Source organism: Qipengyuania sp. SM2507, from assembly GCF_053714505.1.
This window is the reverse complement of sequence record NZ_CM132307.1, coordinates 2,839,420-2,856,635: the sequence shown is the minus strand read 5'-3', so window position 1 is coordinate 2,856,635 and position 17,216 is coordinate 2,839,420. Positions and strand designations below refer to the sequence as shown.

Below are 17,216 nucleotides of genomic sequence, written 5' to 3'. Positions count from 1 at the left end.
CCCGCAGAAATGGTCAAAGCGAAGGCTTCGCGGGATGAACGGTTGATCGGCAGCGAATTTTATCGCGATTCCCGGGAACGAAACCACCGCCTGCGCTTTTCAGGCCACGCGATTCTCCCGGGATTCGGATCAGGCACGCCGACGCAGCAAGCTGACAGCACCGAATCGCCCTGCTACCCGATTCGCCATGCCCCGCAGTTTTCTCCCCAGGCTCTGTTGTCTCAAAGGCGTAGCTGCGCGCGAGGGCTGCGCATGAGCGCGCCGTCCCTGGCGCCGCGGCGCGTCGGCCTGCTGGGCGGCAGCTTCAACCCCGCGCATGTCGGCCACCGGCGGATCTCGCTGTTCGCCACGGAAGCACTGAATCTCGACGAGGTCTGGTGGCTCGTGTCGCCGGGCAATCCGCTCAAATCCAGCGAGGGGATGGCACCGCTCGCGGCGCGTTTCGAATCGGCCACGCTGCTGGCGCGCCGCGCACCGATCCGGGTGACCGCGATCGAACGCGAGCTCGATACGCGTTATACCGTCGACACGCTCGAGGCGCTGCGCCGCCGCTATCGCAAAATCGACTTCTGCTGGCTGATGGGCTCCGACAATCTGGCGCAATTCCACCGCTGGCGCGACTGGCGCGGCATCGCCCGCAGCATGCCGATTGCGGTCATCGCCCGACCCGGCTATGATGGCGCTGCCCTCGCGAGCCCCGCGATGGCCTGGTTGCGACGCTTTTCCGCGTCCGCCGCCAGTCTTGCAAGAGGGGACGATTGGAGTGCGCCGGCTCTGGTGATTCTGCGTTTCGATCCGGACGAAAGCTCGGCCACGGCCATCCGCCGGGCCGATCCCGACTGGGTTGAGCGCCTCGGCTCGCGGTCGTTGCGCGATCAGGTGACACGGCGCGTGATCGATGATCGAGCACCCGGAATCGACCCGGAAAGCAAAACCCCAATCGGCATGATCGAGGAAACACAAGCACGATGACGTGCGTTGTCTCCTTCATGTCCTTTCTTTTTCCCAACAGGAGTATGATCCACGCCGATGACTCAGGCGCAAACCCTGTCGGCAGCTGCCGACACCGCTCAGGTTCCGTCCATGAATAGCGACGGCACCGATCCGCTGCTCGACCTCGTCCTGCAGCACCTCGACGACGACCAGGCCCAGGAGATCGTCACCATCGATCTCGAAGGCAAAAGCTCGATCGCCGATCACATGGTGATCGCTTCGGGCCGCTCGACGCGTCAGGTCGCCTCGATCGCCCAGAAGCTGGCCGAGAAGATCAAAAAGGCCGGCTTTGGCCCGGTCAAGCTGGAAGGCTTGCCCGCAGGCGACTGGGTGCTCCTCGATGCCGGCGACATCGTCGTCCATCTGTTCCGCCCCGAAGTCCGCAGCTTCTATAATCTGGAGCGGATGTGGGCCTTCGGCGACGCGCCACCCGCCGCCGGTACGGCGTAAGCCCGCTTCTTCGCCGGGACCGCGGCCGTGCTGCTCCATGTGATCGCGCGCGGCAAGCTGGGCCGCAGTCCCGAGGCCGAGCTTGTCGCCCGCTATGAAAAGCGGCTGACCTGGCCGGCCCGGTTTACCGAACTGCCCGAGACCGGCGGGCGCGCGCCCGAGCCGCAGACGCCGTGCCGCACCGTGCTACTCGACGAGCGCGGGCGCGACCTCACCTCGCAGGAATTCGCCACAATTCTCGAACGCTGGCGCGATGACGGCATCCGTGAGGCGCGTTTCGTGCTGGGCGCCGCCGATGGCCATTCGCGCGAGGAGCGCGCTGGCGCCGACCTGCTGCTCGCCTTCGGTAAAGCGACCTGGCCGCATCTGCTGGCGCGCGCGATGCTCGCCGAACAGCTTTATCGCGTCACCACCATTATCGCCGGTCACCCCTATCATCGTGCCTGATTTACCCGCTAGAATGACGTCGTGACGCGCTTTCTTGCTGCCGGCCTGCTGGGCCTTGTCGCGCTCGGCTTCTGGCTGGGCTCCGACGGGGCCGGGCAGGCGCAATCCGCGTCGCGTTTCGAGGATGCCCCGCAGGCGCGGGCGGCGCTCGATCTCGCGCGCCAGCAGGCCTCCCGTGCCCGCTCCCGCGCCGAACGCTTCGACAGCGAGGCCGCCAGCTCGACGCAGGTCTCGGAGAAGGCGCAGGCCGAAGCCGCCGCGCTGGCGGCGCGGATCCAGCAGGTCGAGGCGGCGATCGGTGTGGCCGAGGCGCAGCTGGCGCTGATCGAAACCGAACGCCGAATGCTCGATATCCGGCTGGGCGAGCGTCGCGAACCCATCGTGCAGCTCACCAGCGCGCTGCAGACTCTGGTCCGGCGCCCGCTTTCGCTCAGCCTTTTCGCGCCCGGATCCCTGCGCGACACGGTCTATCTCGGCGCCGTGCTCGACAGCACCGTCCCGCTGGTGCGCGAAACCACCGCCGATCTGCGCGCCGAACTCGACCGCGCGGCAGTGCTGCAGGCCGAGGCGCGGGACGCGGTCGCCGTCCGCCGTGCCAGCGAGACGCAGCTGGCGCAGCGCCGCACAGAGCTGATCGCCATGGCGCAGCGCGAGCGCATCGACGCTCGCCGCGCCGCGGGGGCGGCGGATCGCGAGGAGCTGCGCGCGCTGGCGCTGGGCGAGCGCGCACGCGACATCGATGGCTTGATCGAGGAACTCGAACAGGTCGGCGATCTGCGCGAGCGGCTGGCGGCGCTACCGGGTCCGATCCCGCGCCCCTCCGATCCTTCCGCGGCCCGTACCGCCGCCGCCGCGCCGCCACCTGCGCCCTCTCCCTCCTCCACCGCGCCGCCGCGCCGCTATCGACTCCCCGTCGACGGGCGGCTGGTCGCAGCCTTTGGATCGCGCGAGGACAGCGGCGCGCAGCGCAATGGACTGCAGCTCTTCCCCCGCAGCGGCGCGCAGGTCGTCGCCCCGGGCGCGGGCCGGATCGTCTTCGCGGGACACTATCGCGGCTATGGCACCATCGTCATTGTCGAACACGCGAATGGCTGGACCAGCCTGGTGACCGGGCTTTCGGAACTGGCAGCGCGCGTCGGCCAGAACGTCGTCGCCGGCTCGCCGCTCGGCATGGCGGAGCTGCGCGATCCGGCGGTGACGCTGGAGCTTCGCCGCGAGGGCGAACCGGTCAATCCGCTCGATTTCATCGCCTGATTTCATGGCCTGATAGGATCGTAGCACTTCCGTGCTAGCGCGCCTGCAGGTCCCGATGGGCCGGTCGTCGATCCTCAGCTAGCGTTCAGCGAGCGCAGGGGATAGAATGGCGCAAGACATGATTGGACATCTGCCATGAAATTCGCCGAACTCGCCCGCAGCGCCGCGCTGGTCACCGCGGTCGCCCTGATCCCCGCCACCACCGCCGGTCTGGCGCAGGTCGATGCGCGCGCAGGGCCGGAATTCGCCAGCCTGTTCGCCGCCTACCAGCGGATCAAGGCAAGCTATGTCGAACCGGTCGAGGACGAAGTCCTGATCCGCGGCGCGATCGACGGCATGCTGGCCGCACTCGATCCGCATTCGGCTTATCTCGACGGCTCGGACCTCCAGCGGCTCGAGACGCTGATCGATGGCAATTATTCGGGTCTCGGCCTCTCGGTCGTGCTCGAGGATGGGGCGGTCAAGGTGATCTCGCCCTTCCGCGGCAGCCCCGCCGAAGAGGCCGGGATGAAGGCGGGCGACTACATCACCCATCTCGATGGCGAGCTGATCTATGGCGGCGATCTCGACGAAGCGGTCGCGCGGATGCGCGGGCCCGCCGGCAGTGCGATCCGGCTGACCATCTTCCGCCCGGGCCGCGACGAGCCCTTCGATGTCAGCGTGACGCGCGGCGTGATCGAGCTCGAACCGGTCACTCACGAGCTGATGCCCGGCAACATCGGGCACATCATGGTCAACGAGTTCTCGCGCGACGTCGGCAGCGATGTCCTGGCGTCGTGGGATGACTTGAAGAAACAGGCGAGCGGACGGCTGAGCGGGCTCGTGCTCGACATGCGCTCCAATCCTGGCGGTTCGCTCGACGAGGCGGTGGCCTTGGCGGACCTCTTCCTTGACGACGGGCGCATCGTCTCGCAGCGTGGCCGCGCGCGCGGCGAAAGCGTGGTCTACGAGGCCGAGACCGTGTTCCGTGGCGATATCGCCGAAGGTGTGCCGATCATCGTGCTGATCGACGCCGGCTCCGCCTCCGCTTCCGAGATCGTCGCCGGTGCGCTGCAGGATCATCGCCGCGCGGTGATCATGGGCGATCGCAGCTTCGGCAAGGGCAGCGTCCAGTCGCTGTTGCCGCTGGGCCGCGATTCGGCATTGAAGCTCACCACCGCGCGCTACTACACCCCGGCGGGCCATTCGGTGCAGGAAGGCGGGATCAAGCCCGATATCGCGGTTCCGCAATTGTCCGATCCCGACCTCGCCAAGCGCTCGCGTTTCACGATGCGCGAATCGGATCTGCGTGGCCATCTGGTCAACGAGCTGAAGCTCGAGGATTCGGCGCTCGAGACCGACAAGCAGGACGATCCGCGCTTCAAGAAGACCGCCGCAGAGCTCAAGGATGAGGGTATCGAGGACTTCCAGCTGTATTATGCGCTCGAAACGCTGCGCCGCACCGCGCCGAGCGCGGTGGCGGCCCGCCGCTAGAGGCGCTATCCGAAGCTAGATGATCGTCTCGCCTTCCTTCCGCCTGGCGCAGCAACTGGCGCTGGGCATCCCCGCGGTCCTGCTCGGCGGGGCCTATCTCTCGCAATACGGTTTCGGCCTGTATCCGTGCGAGATGTGCTGGTGGCAGCGCTGGCCGCATTTCGCCGCGGTCGCGTTGGCGCTCGTGTCCTTCTTCTTGCCCCGCCGCGAATTGTGGGTCGGTCTGGCCGCCCTCGCGATCTTGGTTTCCGGAGCGATCGGGGGTTTTCACGCCGGGGTCGAATACGGCTGGTGGGAAGGGCTGACTGGCTGCGCCACGATCGTCCCGCAGGACGGCGCCAGCGCGCTCGAGTCGATCATGAACGCGCCGATGATCCGTTGCGACGAGGCACCATGGAGCCTGCTGGGCGTTTCGCTGGCAGGATGGAACTTCCTTATTTCGACCGCCGGGGCCCTCGCGATCCTCGTTCTACTTTCACGGAGCAAAACCCATGCCCAAGCCTGACATCCACCGCATGATCCGTGTCGATCAGGCGGGTGAATTCGGCGCGACGCGCATCTATGCCGGCCAGCTGGCGGTGATGGGTGACCGCGGCCCGCATTCGGCGGAGATCGCCGGCATGGCCGAACAAGAAGCGCAACATCGCGCCAAATTCGACGCGCTGATGGCGCGTCGCAGCGTCCGCCCGACCGCGCTGCAGCCCTTCTGGTCGGTGGCCGGCTATGCGCTGGGCGCGGCGACCGCGCTGCTCGGCCCCGAAGCGGCGATGGCCTGTACCGCTGCGGTCGAGGAAGAGATCGATCGCCATTATTCGGACCAGCTCGACCAGCTCGAGGAGGACGGCAGCGATCCCGAGCTGGCGGGTATGATCGAGGAATTCCGCGAGGACGAGCGCGAGCATCGCGACGCTGCGCTCGCCGCCGGGGCGGAGAACGCGCCTGCCTATCCGCTGCTCTCGGGACTTATTCGGCTGGGTTGCCGCACCGCGATCAAGGTGTCCGAACGCATTTGACCCTGGAACGCCGGGCCAGTCTGCGCGCTTCAGGACATATTCACGCCGCCACGCCCTTACTGTCGGGCTGTTGAGAGGATTACGATGACCAGACGCCCGCTTGCCGCCCTGATGCTCGCCACCGCCGCCTGTTTCGCGACCCCGCTCGCCGCGCAGGACACAGGCGGCGACAAGGTCAATATGGTCATCCTCTACGGCGACGATGCCGCGCCCGAGCCCGTCGGCGACGAGATCGTCGTCGTCGCCCGCCTTCCCGAGGCGGACCGCTTTCGCATCCCCGAATCGCTGCGCTACAGCGACAACCCGGCCAATGCGAGCTGGGCCGAGCGGGTCGAGCGGCTGGATATCGTTGGCAATTTCGGCACGCTGTCCTGCAGCGCCGTCGGGGTGGGCGGGTCTACCGGCTGCACGCAGGAAATGATCGCCGCGGCCTATGCCGATCGCGAGAACTCTTCCTCGGTCCGCTTCGGCCAGTTGATCGAAGCCGCCCGCGCCGAACGTTTGTCTGAGATCGACGAATTGGCTGCGGAAGAGCAGGAGCGCGTCGAGCAGATCGAGCGCGAATATCTCGAACGGCTCGAACGCGAGGCCGAACTACCCGAGGCCGAACTCGCCGCGCCCCCGCCGGTCCCGAACTGAAGCGGGACTGACAGAGGCCCCCCGATTGCGCTAGAACAGCAGCGATGAGTGGCCCGCGCAAGATTCTCACCGTCTTCGGGACGCGTCCCGAAGCCATCAAGCTGTTCCCGCTGATCCACGCTCTGGAGGCGGATGAGCGCTTCGTCTCGCGCGTCTGCGTCTCGGCGCAGCACCGCGGGATGCTCGACCAGGTGCTTGAGATCGCCCGGATCGCGCCCCACCACGATCTCGACCTGATGACGCCCGGCCAGACGCTCGACGCGCTCACCGCGCGCGCTCTCACCGGGATCGGTGAAGTCCTCGACGTCGAGAAGCCGGACTGGGTCGTGGTCCAGGGCGACACCACCACAGTTATGGCGGGCGCGCTGGCAGCCTATTACCGCCAGATTCCGGTCTGCCATGTCGAGGCTGGCTTGCGCAGCGGCGATATCCACCATCCCTGGCCCGAGGAGGTCAACCGCAAGGTCGTGGGCACATTCGCCGCGCTGCACTGCGCCCCGACCGAGACCGCGGCCGCCGCGCTGCGCCGCGAGAATGTCGCCCCCGACACCATCCATGTCACCGGCAATACGGTGATCGATGCGCTGCAATGGGTCACCGCCAGGATCGCGGCGCAGCCCGAACTGGCTTCCGGCCTCGCCCCGCTCGAACAACGGTTCGCGGGAAAACGTATCATCGGCATGACTAGCCACCGGCGCGAGAATTTCGGCGAGGGTATGCGCGGGATTGCAGATGCGGTGCGGCGGATCGCCCAACGCGAGGATGTCGCGGTGATCTTTCCGGTGCATCTCAACCCCAATGTCCGCGAGGTGATGGAGGCCGAGCTCGCGGGGCTGGACAATGTCGCGCTGATCGAACCGCTCGATTATCCGCATTTCGCCCGGCTGCTCGATATCGCCACGCTGATGCTGACCGATAGTGGCGGGGTACAGGAAGAAGCTCCCGCATTGGGCAAGCCGGTGCTGGTGATGCGCGAGACCACCGAGCGGCCCGAGGGCGTCGCGGCGGGAACCGCCAGACTGGTCGGGACCGACCCCGACACTATCGTCGCGGAGACCGAACGGCTGCTCGACGACCCCGATGCCTATGCCGCCATGGCCCGCGCCCACAATCCCTTTGGCGACGGGCGCTCGGCCATGCGCATCTGCGATCTGCTTTCGGAGTGATCCGCGCCGTGTTGCACGTGCGTTACTGTAAAATTTACCGACAGCCGCTAGGGCTGCCTGAAACACTTCAGGGAACCCCAATTCATGCGCGGTGACATCAAGCCCGACGTCTGCGTCATCGGTCTCGGCTACATCGGCCTGCCCACAGCGGCGATTATCGCCCGTTCGGGCTGCCCGGTCCACGGCCTCGACGTCTCGCAGAGCGTGGTCGACACGATCAACCGCGGCGAGATCCATATCGAGGAGGTCGATCTCGACGGGCTGGTGCAGGCGGCGGTGCAGCGCGGGCTGCTTACGGCCTCGACCAGGATCGTACCTGCGGACGTCTTCGTCATCGCCGTGCCTACTCCCTTCGCGAAGGACGGGCAGCACACGCCCGACACCAGCTACGTGATGGCGGCGGCGGCGCAGATCGCAAGCGTGCTCAAGAAGGGCGATACGGTGATTCTCGAATCGACCTGTCCGGTCGGGACCACCGAGGCGCTGCGCGACCTTATCGCGCGCGAACTACCCGATCTGGCACTGCCGGGCCTCTGCGAAGGAACCCCCGATGTATCGATCGCCTATTGTCCCGAGCGCGTCCTGCCCGGCAAGATTCTCGAGGAACTGACGCATAACGACCGCTCGATCGGCGGGATCACCCCGCGCTGCGCGCGCAAGGCTCTGGCCTTCTACAAGCGCTTCGTGAAGGGCGAATGCGTCACCACCGACGTCCGCTCGGCGGAGATGACCAAGCTGGTCGAGAACGCCTTTCGCGACGTCAACATCGCCTTCGCCAACGAGCTCTCGATGATCGCCGACCGGCAGGGGCTCGACGTCTGGGAGGTGATCCGACTCGCCAACCGTCACCCGCGCGTCAACATCCTCACCCCCGGGCCCGGCGTCGGCGGCCATTGCATCGCGGTCGACCCGTGGTTCATCGTCCATGGCGCGCCCGAGGATGCAAAACTCATCCGCCAGGCTCGCGAAACCAACGACGCCAAGATGGCGCATGTGCTGGCGCGCGCCAAAGCGCTGATCGCAGCGCATCCCGAGCAGCAGGTCGCCTGCCTCGGTCTCGCTTTCAAGGCCAATATCGACGATTTCCGCGAAAGCCCCGCGCGCTTCGTCGCCGCCGGTCTGGCGCGCGAATTCGGCGAGCGGATCCACGTGGTTGAACCCTATGCTGGCGAACTGCCGCCAGAATTCGACGGCACCGGCGCAGCTCTGGTCGATCTCGACACCGCGCTCGAGGACTGCGGCATCATCGTGGTGCTGGTCGATCACGACATCTTCAAGGTCGTGCCGCCAGAGGAGCGCGAGGGCGCTCTGGTTTACGACACCCGCGGAATCTGGCCCGACGTCGTTTGATCCGGGCCTGAGTCGCGCAACCGGCGCCTACACGCCGTGATAGTCGCGATACCAGCGCACGAATTGCGGCACGCCAGCCTCGATTGGCGTTCTAGGTTCATAGCCATGATCGTGCCGGATCGCTGCAATATCGGCATAGGTCTTTTCGACGTCGCCCGGCTGCATCGGTAGCAGCACGCGCTCCGCCTCGCGCCCGCAGGCTTCCTCGATCAGCGCGATTACCTTGAGCAGATGCTCCGAGCGATTGTTGCCGATGTTGTAGAGCGCATGCGGCTTGGTGCTGCCCCCCGCCTTTGCCGCACCGTCATCGGCGGGCGGTGCATCGAGACAGGCCAGCACGCCTGATATGATATCGTCGATATAGGTGAAGTCGCGATACATATCGCCGTGGTTGAAGACCTCGATCGGCCGCCCCTCCAGGATCGCGCTGGTAAACAGCCACATCGCCATGTCCGGCCGCCCCCAGGGCCCATAGACGGTGAAAAAGCGCAGTCCGGTCAGCGGGATACGATAGAGATGCGCATAGGTCTCGCTCATCAGCTCGTCGGCGCGCTTGGTGGCTGCGTAGAGCGAGACCGGGTGGTCCGCGCGATCCTCCACCGAAAAGGGCAGCTTGGCATTGCCGCCATAGACCGAGGAAGAGCTGGCATAGACCATGTGCTCGATCCGGCGGTGACGCGCGACTTCGAGCAGTTCGAGATGTCCGGTGATATTCGAATGCGCATAGGCGTGCGGATTCTCCAGCGAATAGCGGACGCCGGGTTGCGCGCCCAGATGGACGATCCGGTCGAAATCCTCGCCCTCCAGCGCTTGCGCGAGCGCAGCCGGGTCGGCGAAATCGACGCCCCGAAACGCGAACGCCCCGCCGCCGGCCACCCGCGCCCGCTCGAGCCTCGCCCGCTTGAGTGCGAAGGAATAGTAGTCGTTGCAATTGTCGACCCCGAGCACCGCGTCGCCGCGGGCTAGCAACGCCATCGATACTGCATTGCCGATAAATCCGGCCGCTCCGGTGACAAGAACCCGCATCGCAATCTCCGCTTAATCTGACTTATCGAATGCCGGAGACCTGATGCCGACAAGCGGCCTCAAGGTCGAGCGACAACCGAAAATGTGGAGGCCGCCGCATCTTAAGCGAATGGCGCGACCGACTTTATCCGGTCAGGTCATCGCGCGCAGGCAGCCGATCGCGATCTGGCCCCGCTCGCTCTGCTCGGAGATTTCTTCGGCGCGCTGTCGGCGGTCGGCGGCGATGTCGGCGGTAGATTTGCCCTCCGCCGCACCGAGTTGCAGGACCCGGTTGTTGTACACCATGCGGACCTGCTCGATGGCCCTGACCATCGCCGTGTCGAGCTGGCCGCTTTCGGACAATTGTGCATTCACGGATTCCAGCGCGATGCTGCATGCCAGAGACCGATCGTAGGCGCTCGTTTCTGCCGACAGCGCCTGCATATTACCGATCGAGAGCGCCAACGCGGCTTGCTTGTCCTCATCGCTGAATTCGCGCGCCTGCTCTGGCACCTTACCCGGAACTGGAGCCGATTCATTGGTACCGCATGCAGCGAGCAGCAAGGGCACAAAAATCAGTCCGATTTTGAGGGCGATCGGTCGGGTTTTTCTGAGATGGGCCATGGGCCTACTAATGCCACAATTGGGTTTGCGCAAAACGTGAAATTGTCTACTCGCTCTCCGTGCCCCGTCACCATACCAACGCCGATCGCGCATCGTCACCATCCTTCTGGTGCGTTGACATTTTTCTGCCTAGGCTTTGATTTGCTGGAGGTGCATTGCATCCAAATGTGCATGGCCAGTCTGTGACCCTGTTTTCACTTTGTGCGAAGAAAGAGCAGCGCACTTGTCGTACGGAGGCTATCTTTTCTTTACCTTCACCCCCCCCCCCCTTATAACCCGTTATCTTCCCGCCGAACCGGATTTGTTATCTTAAAATGCGTAATTTTCTCCTCAGCATATTGGCGGGTGTCGGCTTGGCCGGATGCGCTGGGCAGCCGCCCATCCAGTCGACTGCCGACCTCACCGTTATTGAAGGGCAGCTTGCGCTTCCCGCACCCGGCCGCACCGACCTAGCCGCATCAGACCGGGTTGCCCTGATCGGCCCGCTCGACACCATCACTGTGCGCGTGTTTGGCATTCCCGAGCTTGGCGGGCAGATGCAGGTAGATACCAGCGGTCGGATTGCCATGCCGCTGATCGGAGCGGTCGATGCAGGGGGCAAGACCTCGGCCGAACTCGCCCGCGACATTGAATCCGCATTGGCTCAGAATTTTGTTCGCAATCCCGATGTAACCATCAATATCAACAGTTCGGTCAGTCAGGTAGTGACCGTAGATGGTCAGGTTGTGGAGCCAGGGCTTTATCCGGTAACGAATCAAATGACCTTGCTGCGCGCCGTCGCATCGGCCCGTGGTCTGACCGAATTCGCCGATCAGGACGATGTCGTCATCCTCCGGACCGTAGAGGGCCAGCGGCTTGCTGGCCTTTACAACATCGGTGCCATTCGTCGCGGCGTATACGAAGATCCCGAGATTTACGCCAACGACCTCATAGTGGTCGGCGACAGTCCGCAGCGGCGTCTGTTCCGTGACTTTCTTGGTGTGGCCCCGCTTCTTGCTGCGCCGCTCATAGCAATTTTGCAGCGTTAGACCCTTGGAATTATGAACATTCTCACAAGCAGCCCCAATGAGCGACGCACTGATCGGTCTTCGGAAGTTGGCGCGCAATACGATTCGGCCGTTGTCCTCGAAGAGCCCTCCATCCTGCAGCACTACATGCGTATTGCGCTGCGCTGGCGCTGGGTAATTCTGGGGGCAACGATTGCGTTAATGGCTATCGGTCTCGTCATCACATTGCTGACGACGCCGCAATACACCGCTGCTTCGACGATCGAAATCCTGAGAGAATCGGATCAGGTCACGAGTTTCGAGGGCGTCGAGCGCGAAACCAGCGTTGCGGATCAGGAATTCTACCAGACCCAGTACGGGCTTTTGCGTGCCCGCACCTTGGCCGAGCGCGTTGCAACCGAACTGAACTTGGTCGACGATCCCGATTTCTTCGAAATGTTCGGCGCCGCAAAAGAGGGCGAGTCAGCCTTTCAGATTAACAACGGTCGTTTTCCGGCGCAGGGCCGAGCGGAGCGTCAGCGGATTGCGGGCGAAGTGCTGCTTACGAACGTTAGCGTCGAGCCCACCCGGCTGTCGCGACTAGTGGACATCCGCTTCACCAGTCCGGATCCCGCATTCTCCGCCAGCGTCGCCAATGCCTGGGCGGAAAATTTCATCGAATCCAATTTGGAGCGGAAGCTTCAGTCGACGTCTTACGGACGCGACGCTCTTCAGCGCCAGCTGACCGATTACAAGCAGCGGCTCGACGAATCCCAACGCCAATTGGTAACCTACGCTTCGGACCAAGAGATCATCAATCTCCCAGCCACCAGCGAAGGTGCGGAAGAGCGCCCGATTGTGGCGGACAATCTTGCCGCTCTCAACTCGGCGCTGAGCGACGCGATTGCTGATCGCATCGCTGCCGAATCGCGTTTCCGGCAGGCCGGCAGCGCCGGCAGCACCGCTGCGGCCCTCGACAACACCGCCATCAACAATTTGCGCCAGCGGCGCGCCGAATTGGCGGCGGAATATCAGCAACTGTTGGTTCGTTTTGAACCCGGCTATCCTGCGGCTCAGGCGATCCAACAACAAATCAGTGCGCTGGACAATGCGATCACGCGCGAGGAATCGCGCGTTTCGGGCTCAGTGCAAGCCGAATATCGGCAGGCGGTGCAGCGCGAAAGCGCGCTGGAAGCGCGTGTGAATGCTCTGAAGGAAGAGTATCTCGACCTGCGTCGGCGCTCGATCCAGTACAATATTTTCGAGCAGGAAGTGGACACTAACCAAGCCCTCTACGACGGCCTTCTCCAGCGGTTCGAGGAGATTGGCATCGCCGGCGGCGTCGGAGTCAACAATATCGCGATCGTCGATCTGGCCGATATCCCGCAATTTCCGTCTAGCCCGCGCCTGGTACTCAATATGCTGATCGCTTTGCTGGGCGGAATGCTGATCGGCGTGGCAATTGCGCTTGGTCTAGAGCAGCTTGACGAGTCAATCGGCGACCCGACTGAATTGCAGCGCCGTCTCGGTCTGCCACTGCTCGGGTCCGTGCCGAAGGTCGAAGACGAGACGCCAATGGAGGCCCTGCTGGATCGCAAGTCCGAATTGGTGGATGCCTATTTGGCGGTCCAGACGAATCTTGGATTCACTACCGAACACGGCATACCCCGCGCGTTTTCGGTGACTTCCACTCGTCCTGGCGAAGGCAAGTCGACCACCGCGCTGGCCCTCGCGACGATCCTGTCGCGCCAGGGACGCAAGGTCATATTGGTCGACGGCGACATGCGCTCGCCATCGGTTCATCAGCTGGCCGGCGTCGATCACGATCGCGGATTGAGCAATTTTCTGACCGGCGAAGACGCGGTGGACAGTCTCATCTTCCGGATGGAGGACCTTGGTGTCGATGCGATGACGTCCGGCCCCATCCCACCCAACGCGGCCGAATTGCTGACCGGCAATCGCCTTTCCCTGCTGGTTGAGCGGCTGCTGGTTGCTTACGATCACGTCGTGGTCGACAGCCCACCGGTCCTCGGTCTCGCCGATGCGCCGCTGATCGGCTCGCAGATGGACGGTGTCATTTACGCGGTCGAATCGCACGGTATTCGTACCACGCAGGTGAAGACCGCGCTCGGGCGTCTGGTTAGCGCCAGGGTCAAGGTGTTCGGGGGGATCGTGACTAAATTCGACGCCCGAAAGGCGCACCTCGGCTATGACTACGATTATGGCTATGGGTACGGGAGAGACGCGAAAACAGCGCCGGCCTGATGCTGAAACGACGCCGCCCCTCATCCTCACCTCGCCCGGCACCCCGTCGCTCTCCGCGCAATTGGTTGGGGCGCGGGGCTCTTGCTCTGGGCGCTCTAACGATTGGCGCCTTGAGCGTAGGCGGATCTCTAGCGCGAGTGATCGAATCGGCCGACCCGTCGCGCGCTGCCGTGCTTGCGCCGGGCAATGGCGTCATTCTCGCCGCTAGCGCCCAGCAGGAATTTAAGATAGCGCCGACCGGGGCTGAGGAATCGAACCCGGCCCGGCTGGCGCGTCTTGCCCTGCGCCATGATCCGACCGCAGTAGATGCGCTCACCGTGCTCGGGCTGCAGGCGCAATTACGGGGTGAAACCGAGCGAGCCAGGGAAATTTTTCAATATTCCCTGCGGCTCTCGCGCCGCGAGCTTCGGCCGCAAATCTGGGCGATCGAGGAAGCGGTCAATCGCGGCGATATCGCCGCCGCCCTGCGCAGCTACGATATCGCGCTGCGGACCTCCAGGGAAGCGCCGAACCTGCTCTTTCCCAATCTGGTCGCCGCCCTCACCGAACCCAAGGTGCGGGCCGGTCTGCTGCCGATAATGGCGAGCGATCCGGTCTGGGCCGAAAGCTTTTTGCAGCGGATCGCCACAAGTGGCATCGCTCCGACGGCTGGCGTGGCGTTTTTCCTCGAAGGCGAAGCGGTGGCCCTACCCGTGACCGATGATTTGCGCGCGTCCCTCGTAAATGGATTGCTTGCCGAGGGAGAAACCCAGCAGGCCTGGGCCTATTATTCAGAATTCCGCCGCGATACGGTGCGCAATCGCTCGCGCGATCCAGATTTCGCCTTGGCCAGCGATATCCGCGCCGCGTTCGATTGGATGCCAAGTACTCAGTCCGGAACTTCCGCTGCCATTCTGCAAGAGGGGGAAGGCGGCATTCTGGACTTTTCGCTGCCCCCAGGAACAGGCGGCACGCTCGTACAGCAAACCCAGCTGCTCCCGCCGGGAGTGTACCGGATTTCAGGGCGCAGCCGCGGCGTCGACCAGCCCGAGCGCTCGCGCCCCTATTGGGCCCTACTTTGCCAGGACGGGCGCGAACTCGGGCGCGTGGAGGTCCCTAATTCGGATGTCTCGAATGGCGTATTCGAGGGGCGAGTGAGCGTTCCAAACGGCTGCGCGGTCCAGACTTTGGCCTTGATAGGCCGCGCAACGGATGACATTGCCGGTGTCTCGGGTCAGATCGAACGGGCATCGCTCATTCCGGCAGGAGCGGTGCGATGAGTGCAGGACACGGCAAATGGGCGTTGCTGGGCGTGACGGCCGCCGCGATTTTGGTTCTGGGTCTGCCCATGGCCGCAACGGCGCAGGAAATCCCCGCACCTGACACCACCGATGATGAGGAGAGTGCCGAGCAGGCGGATACGCAGAACGAGGGACTGCAAAGGACCGCCCGCACCGCCGACACCGGCATCGGCGAGGTCGGGCAGCGCCAGACCGCGCAGGATGGCCCGGCGATGCGCGAGCCGCTGGGTCGCATCACATCGCGCATTAGCAATCGGGTCGAAAACCGCATCCGCAATCGGATTGATCGCTATTACGACCCAACCGCAAATGCGACGTCACCCTATGAGAAGGCCGACCGCCAAACGCGAGCGGGGCCGCGATAGACCCCGAGGAGCTGGGCCGCCCTTGCTCTCCTGAGACCAAGCCTGCCCCTAGCGCCCCTCAATCCAGCGCGATATCCGGCGCGTCTTCCTGCTTCATTCCCACAACGTGGTAACCGCCGTCGACGTGATGGACCTCGCCGGTGACGCCCGATGACAGGTCGGACAGGAAATACAGCCCCGAACCGCCGACATCCTCGATCGTGACGTTGCGGCGCATCGGCGAATTGAGCTCGTTCCAGCGCAGGATGTAGCGAAAATCGCCGATTCCGCTGGCGGCCAGCGTCTTGATCGGTCCGGCGCTGATGGCGTTGACGCGGATGTTCTCGGGTCCCAGATCATTGGCGAGATATTGCACGCTCGATTCCAGCGCCGCCTTGGCGACCCCCATGACGTTGTAATGCGGAATGACCTTTTCCGCGCCGTAATAGGTCAGCGTCAGGATCGAGCCGCCCGCGGGCATCATCGCGCGGGCGCGCTTGGCGACCGCGACCAGCGAATAGGCCGAGATGTTCATCGTCATCAGGAAATTCTCGAGGCTGGTATCGACATACAAGCCCCGCAGTTCGTTCTTGTCGGAAAAACCGATCGCATGGACGACGAAATCGATGGTTTCCCAGCGCGCCTTGAGCGTGGCGAAGGCCTCGTCGAGCGCGTCCATGTCGGAGACATCGCATTCGAAGATGAAATCGCTGCCCAATTGTTCGGCCAGCGGGCCGACGCGCTTCTTCAAGGCCTCGCCCTGGTAGGAAAAGGCCAGTTCGGCGCCCTGCTCGCTCAGTTTCTTGGCGATGCCCCAGGCCAGTGACTTGTCGTTGGCGAGGCCCATGATCAGGCCGCGTTTGCCTGCCATCAATCCGCTCATTCGGCGTTCCCTTCGGTTGTTGTGTCGTCCTGCTGCTCGCCTTCGGTCTCGTCGGTCGCGCCCTGTTCTTCCTCGGGCGTCTCGGCTAGCGCGGCGTTGAGTTCCGCGCCGATTACCACGCCAAGCCCCACCAGCCAGAAGAAGAACAGCGCGATCATGATCCCGGCAAGGCTGCCATAGGTGAGGTTGTAGGTGAAGAAACTGCGCAGCACGATCGGCATCAGGATGGCGACGAGGATCCACCACACCGTCGTCAGCAGCACGCCGGGCCATTTGGGATAACGGCTGGCGCGGTATTGCGATGGCGTGAGTGTGTAGAAGATCAGGTAGAGCGACCCGAACAGCCCGAGCGCGGGGATGATCCGCGTCAGCTGCAGATCGCTGACCCGATCGACCAGCTGCGGGAAATAGGCCTCGATAACCTGCTGCGCGGCGCCGATCAGGAATTGCGCGATGAGCGAGAGCATCAGCAGGACGACCGCGCCGACGATCACCCCGGCAGAGAGCAGTCGGTATTTCCAGAAGGCATACATCATCTGGGTGCCGTAGGCGCGGCGCAGGATGTCGCGGATCGTCTCGATCAGGCTGCCCACGGTCCACAGCGCCACCAGCGCGCCGGCCCACAGCAGCCAGCCGCTGCGCGCCGAGATGACATCTCGCGCTACCGGTTCGATGACATTGCCCACCACCGGCGGCAGCGCGACCAGCACCGCATTGATGCTGGCCGCGCGCTCGCTCTCCTCGCCGACCAGCGAGAACAGCGCCGCGCCCAGGATGAAGAAGGGAAAGATCGAGAAGATCGCCAGGTAGGCGAGGTTGCCGGCATGGATGAAGCCGTCGTTGAAGGTACCGATGACGGTGCGCTTCATCACCTGCCAGGCCTTGGTACCCGGGCCGAGCTGGCGAACCATGCGCCCGTGCAGGGTTACTGCCTGGTGCCGCCGCGCCTCGGGCGAGAGCGACTCGATCGGGCGTTCCTCAGGGTCCAGAGGATCCTCGGGTGAGGGATCCTGCGCGGTTTTCAGCAGAGGATGCGGTGGCAAG

18 protein-coding genes are annotated in these 17,216 nt (G+C 64.3%); 14 read left to right on the top strand and 4 right to left on the bottom strand.

Going from position 1 to position 17,216, the window contains the following annotated elements:
- The first annotated feature begins 252 nt into the window (after window positions 1–252).
- The 10 genes from ACWIKC_RS13885 to wecC all read left to right on the top strand — a co-directional run bounded on the left by ACWIKC_RS13885 (window position 253) and on the right by wecC (window position 8,785).
- Entirely contained in the window at window positions 253–972 is a 720-nt protein-coding gene (locus ACWIKC_RS13885; RefSeq protein ID WP_454599507.1) for a nicotinate-nucleotide adenylyltransferase, read from the top strand.
- Between the two features lie 111 nt (window positions 973–1,083).
- Window positions 1,084–1,443: a ribosome silencing factor gene (gene rsfS / locus ACWIKC_RS13880; RefSeq protein WP_454598031.1), complete on the top strand. Its 360-nt coding sequence runs from the start codon at window positions 1,084–1,086 to the stop codon at window positions 1,441–1,443.
- Window positions 1,444–1,470: 27 nt separating this feature from the next.
- Window positions 1,471–1,890 carry a 23S rRNA (pseudouridine(1915)-N(3))-methyltransferase RlmH gene (locus tag ACWIKC_RS13875; protein WP_454598030.1) on the top strand — a complete coding sequence of 140 codons (420 nt, stop codon included), beginning with the start codon at window positions 1,471–1,473 and terminating at the stop codon, window positions 1,888–1,890.
- Between the two features lie 21 nt (window positions 1,891–1,911).
- Window positions 1,912–3,144, top strand: a complete 1,233-nt coding sequence (locus ACWIKC_RS13870; protein WP_454598029.1) for a murein hydrolase activator EnvC family protein — start codon at window positions 1,912–1,914, stop codon at window positions 3,142–3,144.
- A 135-nt stretch (window positions 3,145–3,279) separates the two neighbouring features.
- Window positions 3,280–4,617: a S41 family peptidase gene (locus ACWIKC_RS13865; protein ID WP_454598028.1), complete on the top strand. Its 1,338-nt coding sequence runs from the start codon at window positions 3,280–3,282 to the stop codon at window positions 4,615–4,617.
- 19 nt (window positions 4,618–4,636) lie between these two features.
- Window positions 4,637–5,122: a disulfide bond formation protein B gene (locus ACWIKC_RS13860; RefSeq protein ID WP_454598027.1), complete on the top strand. Its 486-nt coding sequence runs from the start codon at window positions 4,637–4,639 to the stop codon at window positions 5,120–5,122.
- Entirely contained in the window at window positions 5,109–5,630 is a 522-nt protein-coding gene (locus ACWIKC_RS13855; RefSeq protein ID WP_454598026.1) for a demethoxyubiquinone hydroxylase family protein, read from the top strand. The genes ACWIKC_RS13860 and ACWIKC_RS13855 overlap by 14 nt, the downstream gene beginning before the upstream one ends.
- An 84-nt stretch (window positions 5,631–5,714) precedes the next feature.
- Window positions 5,715–6,269, top strand: a complete 555-nt coding sequence (locus ACWIKC_RS13850) for a hypothetical protein (RefSeq protein WP_454598025.1) — start codon at window positions 5,715–5,717, stop codon at window positions 6,267–6,269.
- Between the two features lie 44 nt (window positions 6,270–6,313).
- Entirely contained in the window at window positions 6,314–7,435 is a 1,122-nt protein-coding gene (wecB, locus tag ACWIKC_RS13845; RefSeq protein WP_454598024.1) for a non-hydrolyzing UDP-N-acetylglucosamine 2-epimerase, read from the top strand.
- A gap of 84 nt (window positions 7,436–7,519) precedes the next feature.
- Entirely contained in the window at window positions 7,520–8,785 is a 1,266-nt protein-coding gene (wecC, locus tag ACWIKC_RS13840; RefSeq protein WP_454598023.1) for a UDP-N-acetyl-D-mannosamine dehydrogenase, read from the top strand.
- A 27-nt stretch (window positions 8,786–8,812) separates the two neighbouring features.
- Here the strand turns inward: wecC and ACWIKC_RS13835 are convergent, their stop codons facing one another.
- Both ACWIKC_RS13835 and ACWIKC_RS13830 read right to left on the bottom strand, forming a co-directional pair.
- Window positions 8,813–9,811, bottom strand: coding sequence for an NAD-dependent epimerase/dehydratase family protein (locus tag ACWIKC_RS13835; protein WP_454598022.1), 999 nt, complete (start codon window positions 9,809–9,811; stop codon window positions 8,813–8,815).
- Between the two features lie 132 nt (window positions 9,812–9,943).
- On the bottom strand, window positions 9,944–10,414 hold the full coding sequence (locus tag ACWIKC_RS13830) for a hypothetical protein (protein WP_454598021.1): 471 nt from the start codon (window positions 10,412–10,414) through the stop codon (window positions 9,944–9,946).
- Window positions 10,415–10,728: 314 nt separating this feature from the next.
- Here ACWIKC_RS13830 and ACWIKC_RS13825 point away from each other — a divergent pair, with 314 nt between their 5' ends.
- The 4 genes from ACWIKC_RS13825 (at window position 10,729) to ACWIKC_RS13810 (ending at window position 15,310) form a co-directional block, all read left to right on the top strand.
- Window positions 10,729–11,442 (top strand): polysaccharide biosynthesis/export family protein, encoded by a 714-nt coding sequence (locus ACWIKC_RS13825; protein WP_454598020.1) that lies wholly within the window; start codon window positions 10,729–10,731, stop codon window positions 11,440–11,442.
- 12 nt (window positions 11,443–11,454) lie between these two features.
- A complete protein-coding gene (locus ACWIKC_RS13820; protein ID WP_454598019.1) occupies window positions 11,455–13,665 on the top strand; it encodes a GumC family protein in 2,211 nt (736 codons plus the stop codon).
- A 137-nt stretch (window positions 13,666–13,802) separates the two neighbouring features.
- Window positions 13,803–14,924, top strand: a complete 1,122-nt coding sequence (locus ACWIKC_RS13815) for a tetratricopeptide repeat protein (RefSeq protein WP_454598018.1) — start codon at window positions 13,803–13,805, stop codon at window positions 14,922–14,924.
- Window positions 14,921–15,310: a hypothetical protein gene (locus tag ACWIKC_RS13810; protein WP_454598017.1), complete on the top strand. Its 390-nt coding sequence runs from the start codon at window positions 14,921–14,923 to the stop codon at window positions 15,308–15,310. The genes ACWIKC_RS13815 and ACWIKC_RS13810 overlap by 4 nt, the downstream gene beginning before the upstream one ends.
- A gap of 58 nt (window positions 15,311–15,368) precedes the next feature.
- Here ACWIKC_RS13810 and fabI read toward each other — a convergent pair whose 3' ends face one another.
- A complete protein-coding gene (fabI, locus tag ACWIKC_RS13805) occupies window positions 15,369–16,172 on the bottom strand; it encodes an enoyl-ACP reductase FabI (protein WP_454598016.1) in 804 nt (267 codons plus the stop codon).
- Window positions 16,169–17,215 (bottom strand): YihY/virulence factor BrkB family protein, encoded by a 1,047-nt coding sequence (locus ACWIKC_RS13800; RefSeq protein ID WP_454598015.1) that lies wholly within the window; start codon window positions 17,213–17,215, stop codon window positions 16,169–16,171. The genes fabI and ACWIKC_RS13800 overlap by 4 nt, the downstream gene beginning before the upstream one ends.
- Window position 17,216: the final 1 nt, after the last annotated feature.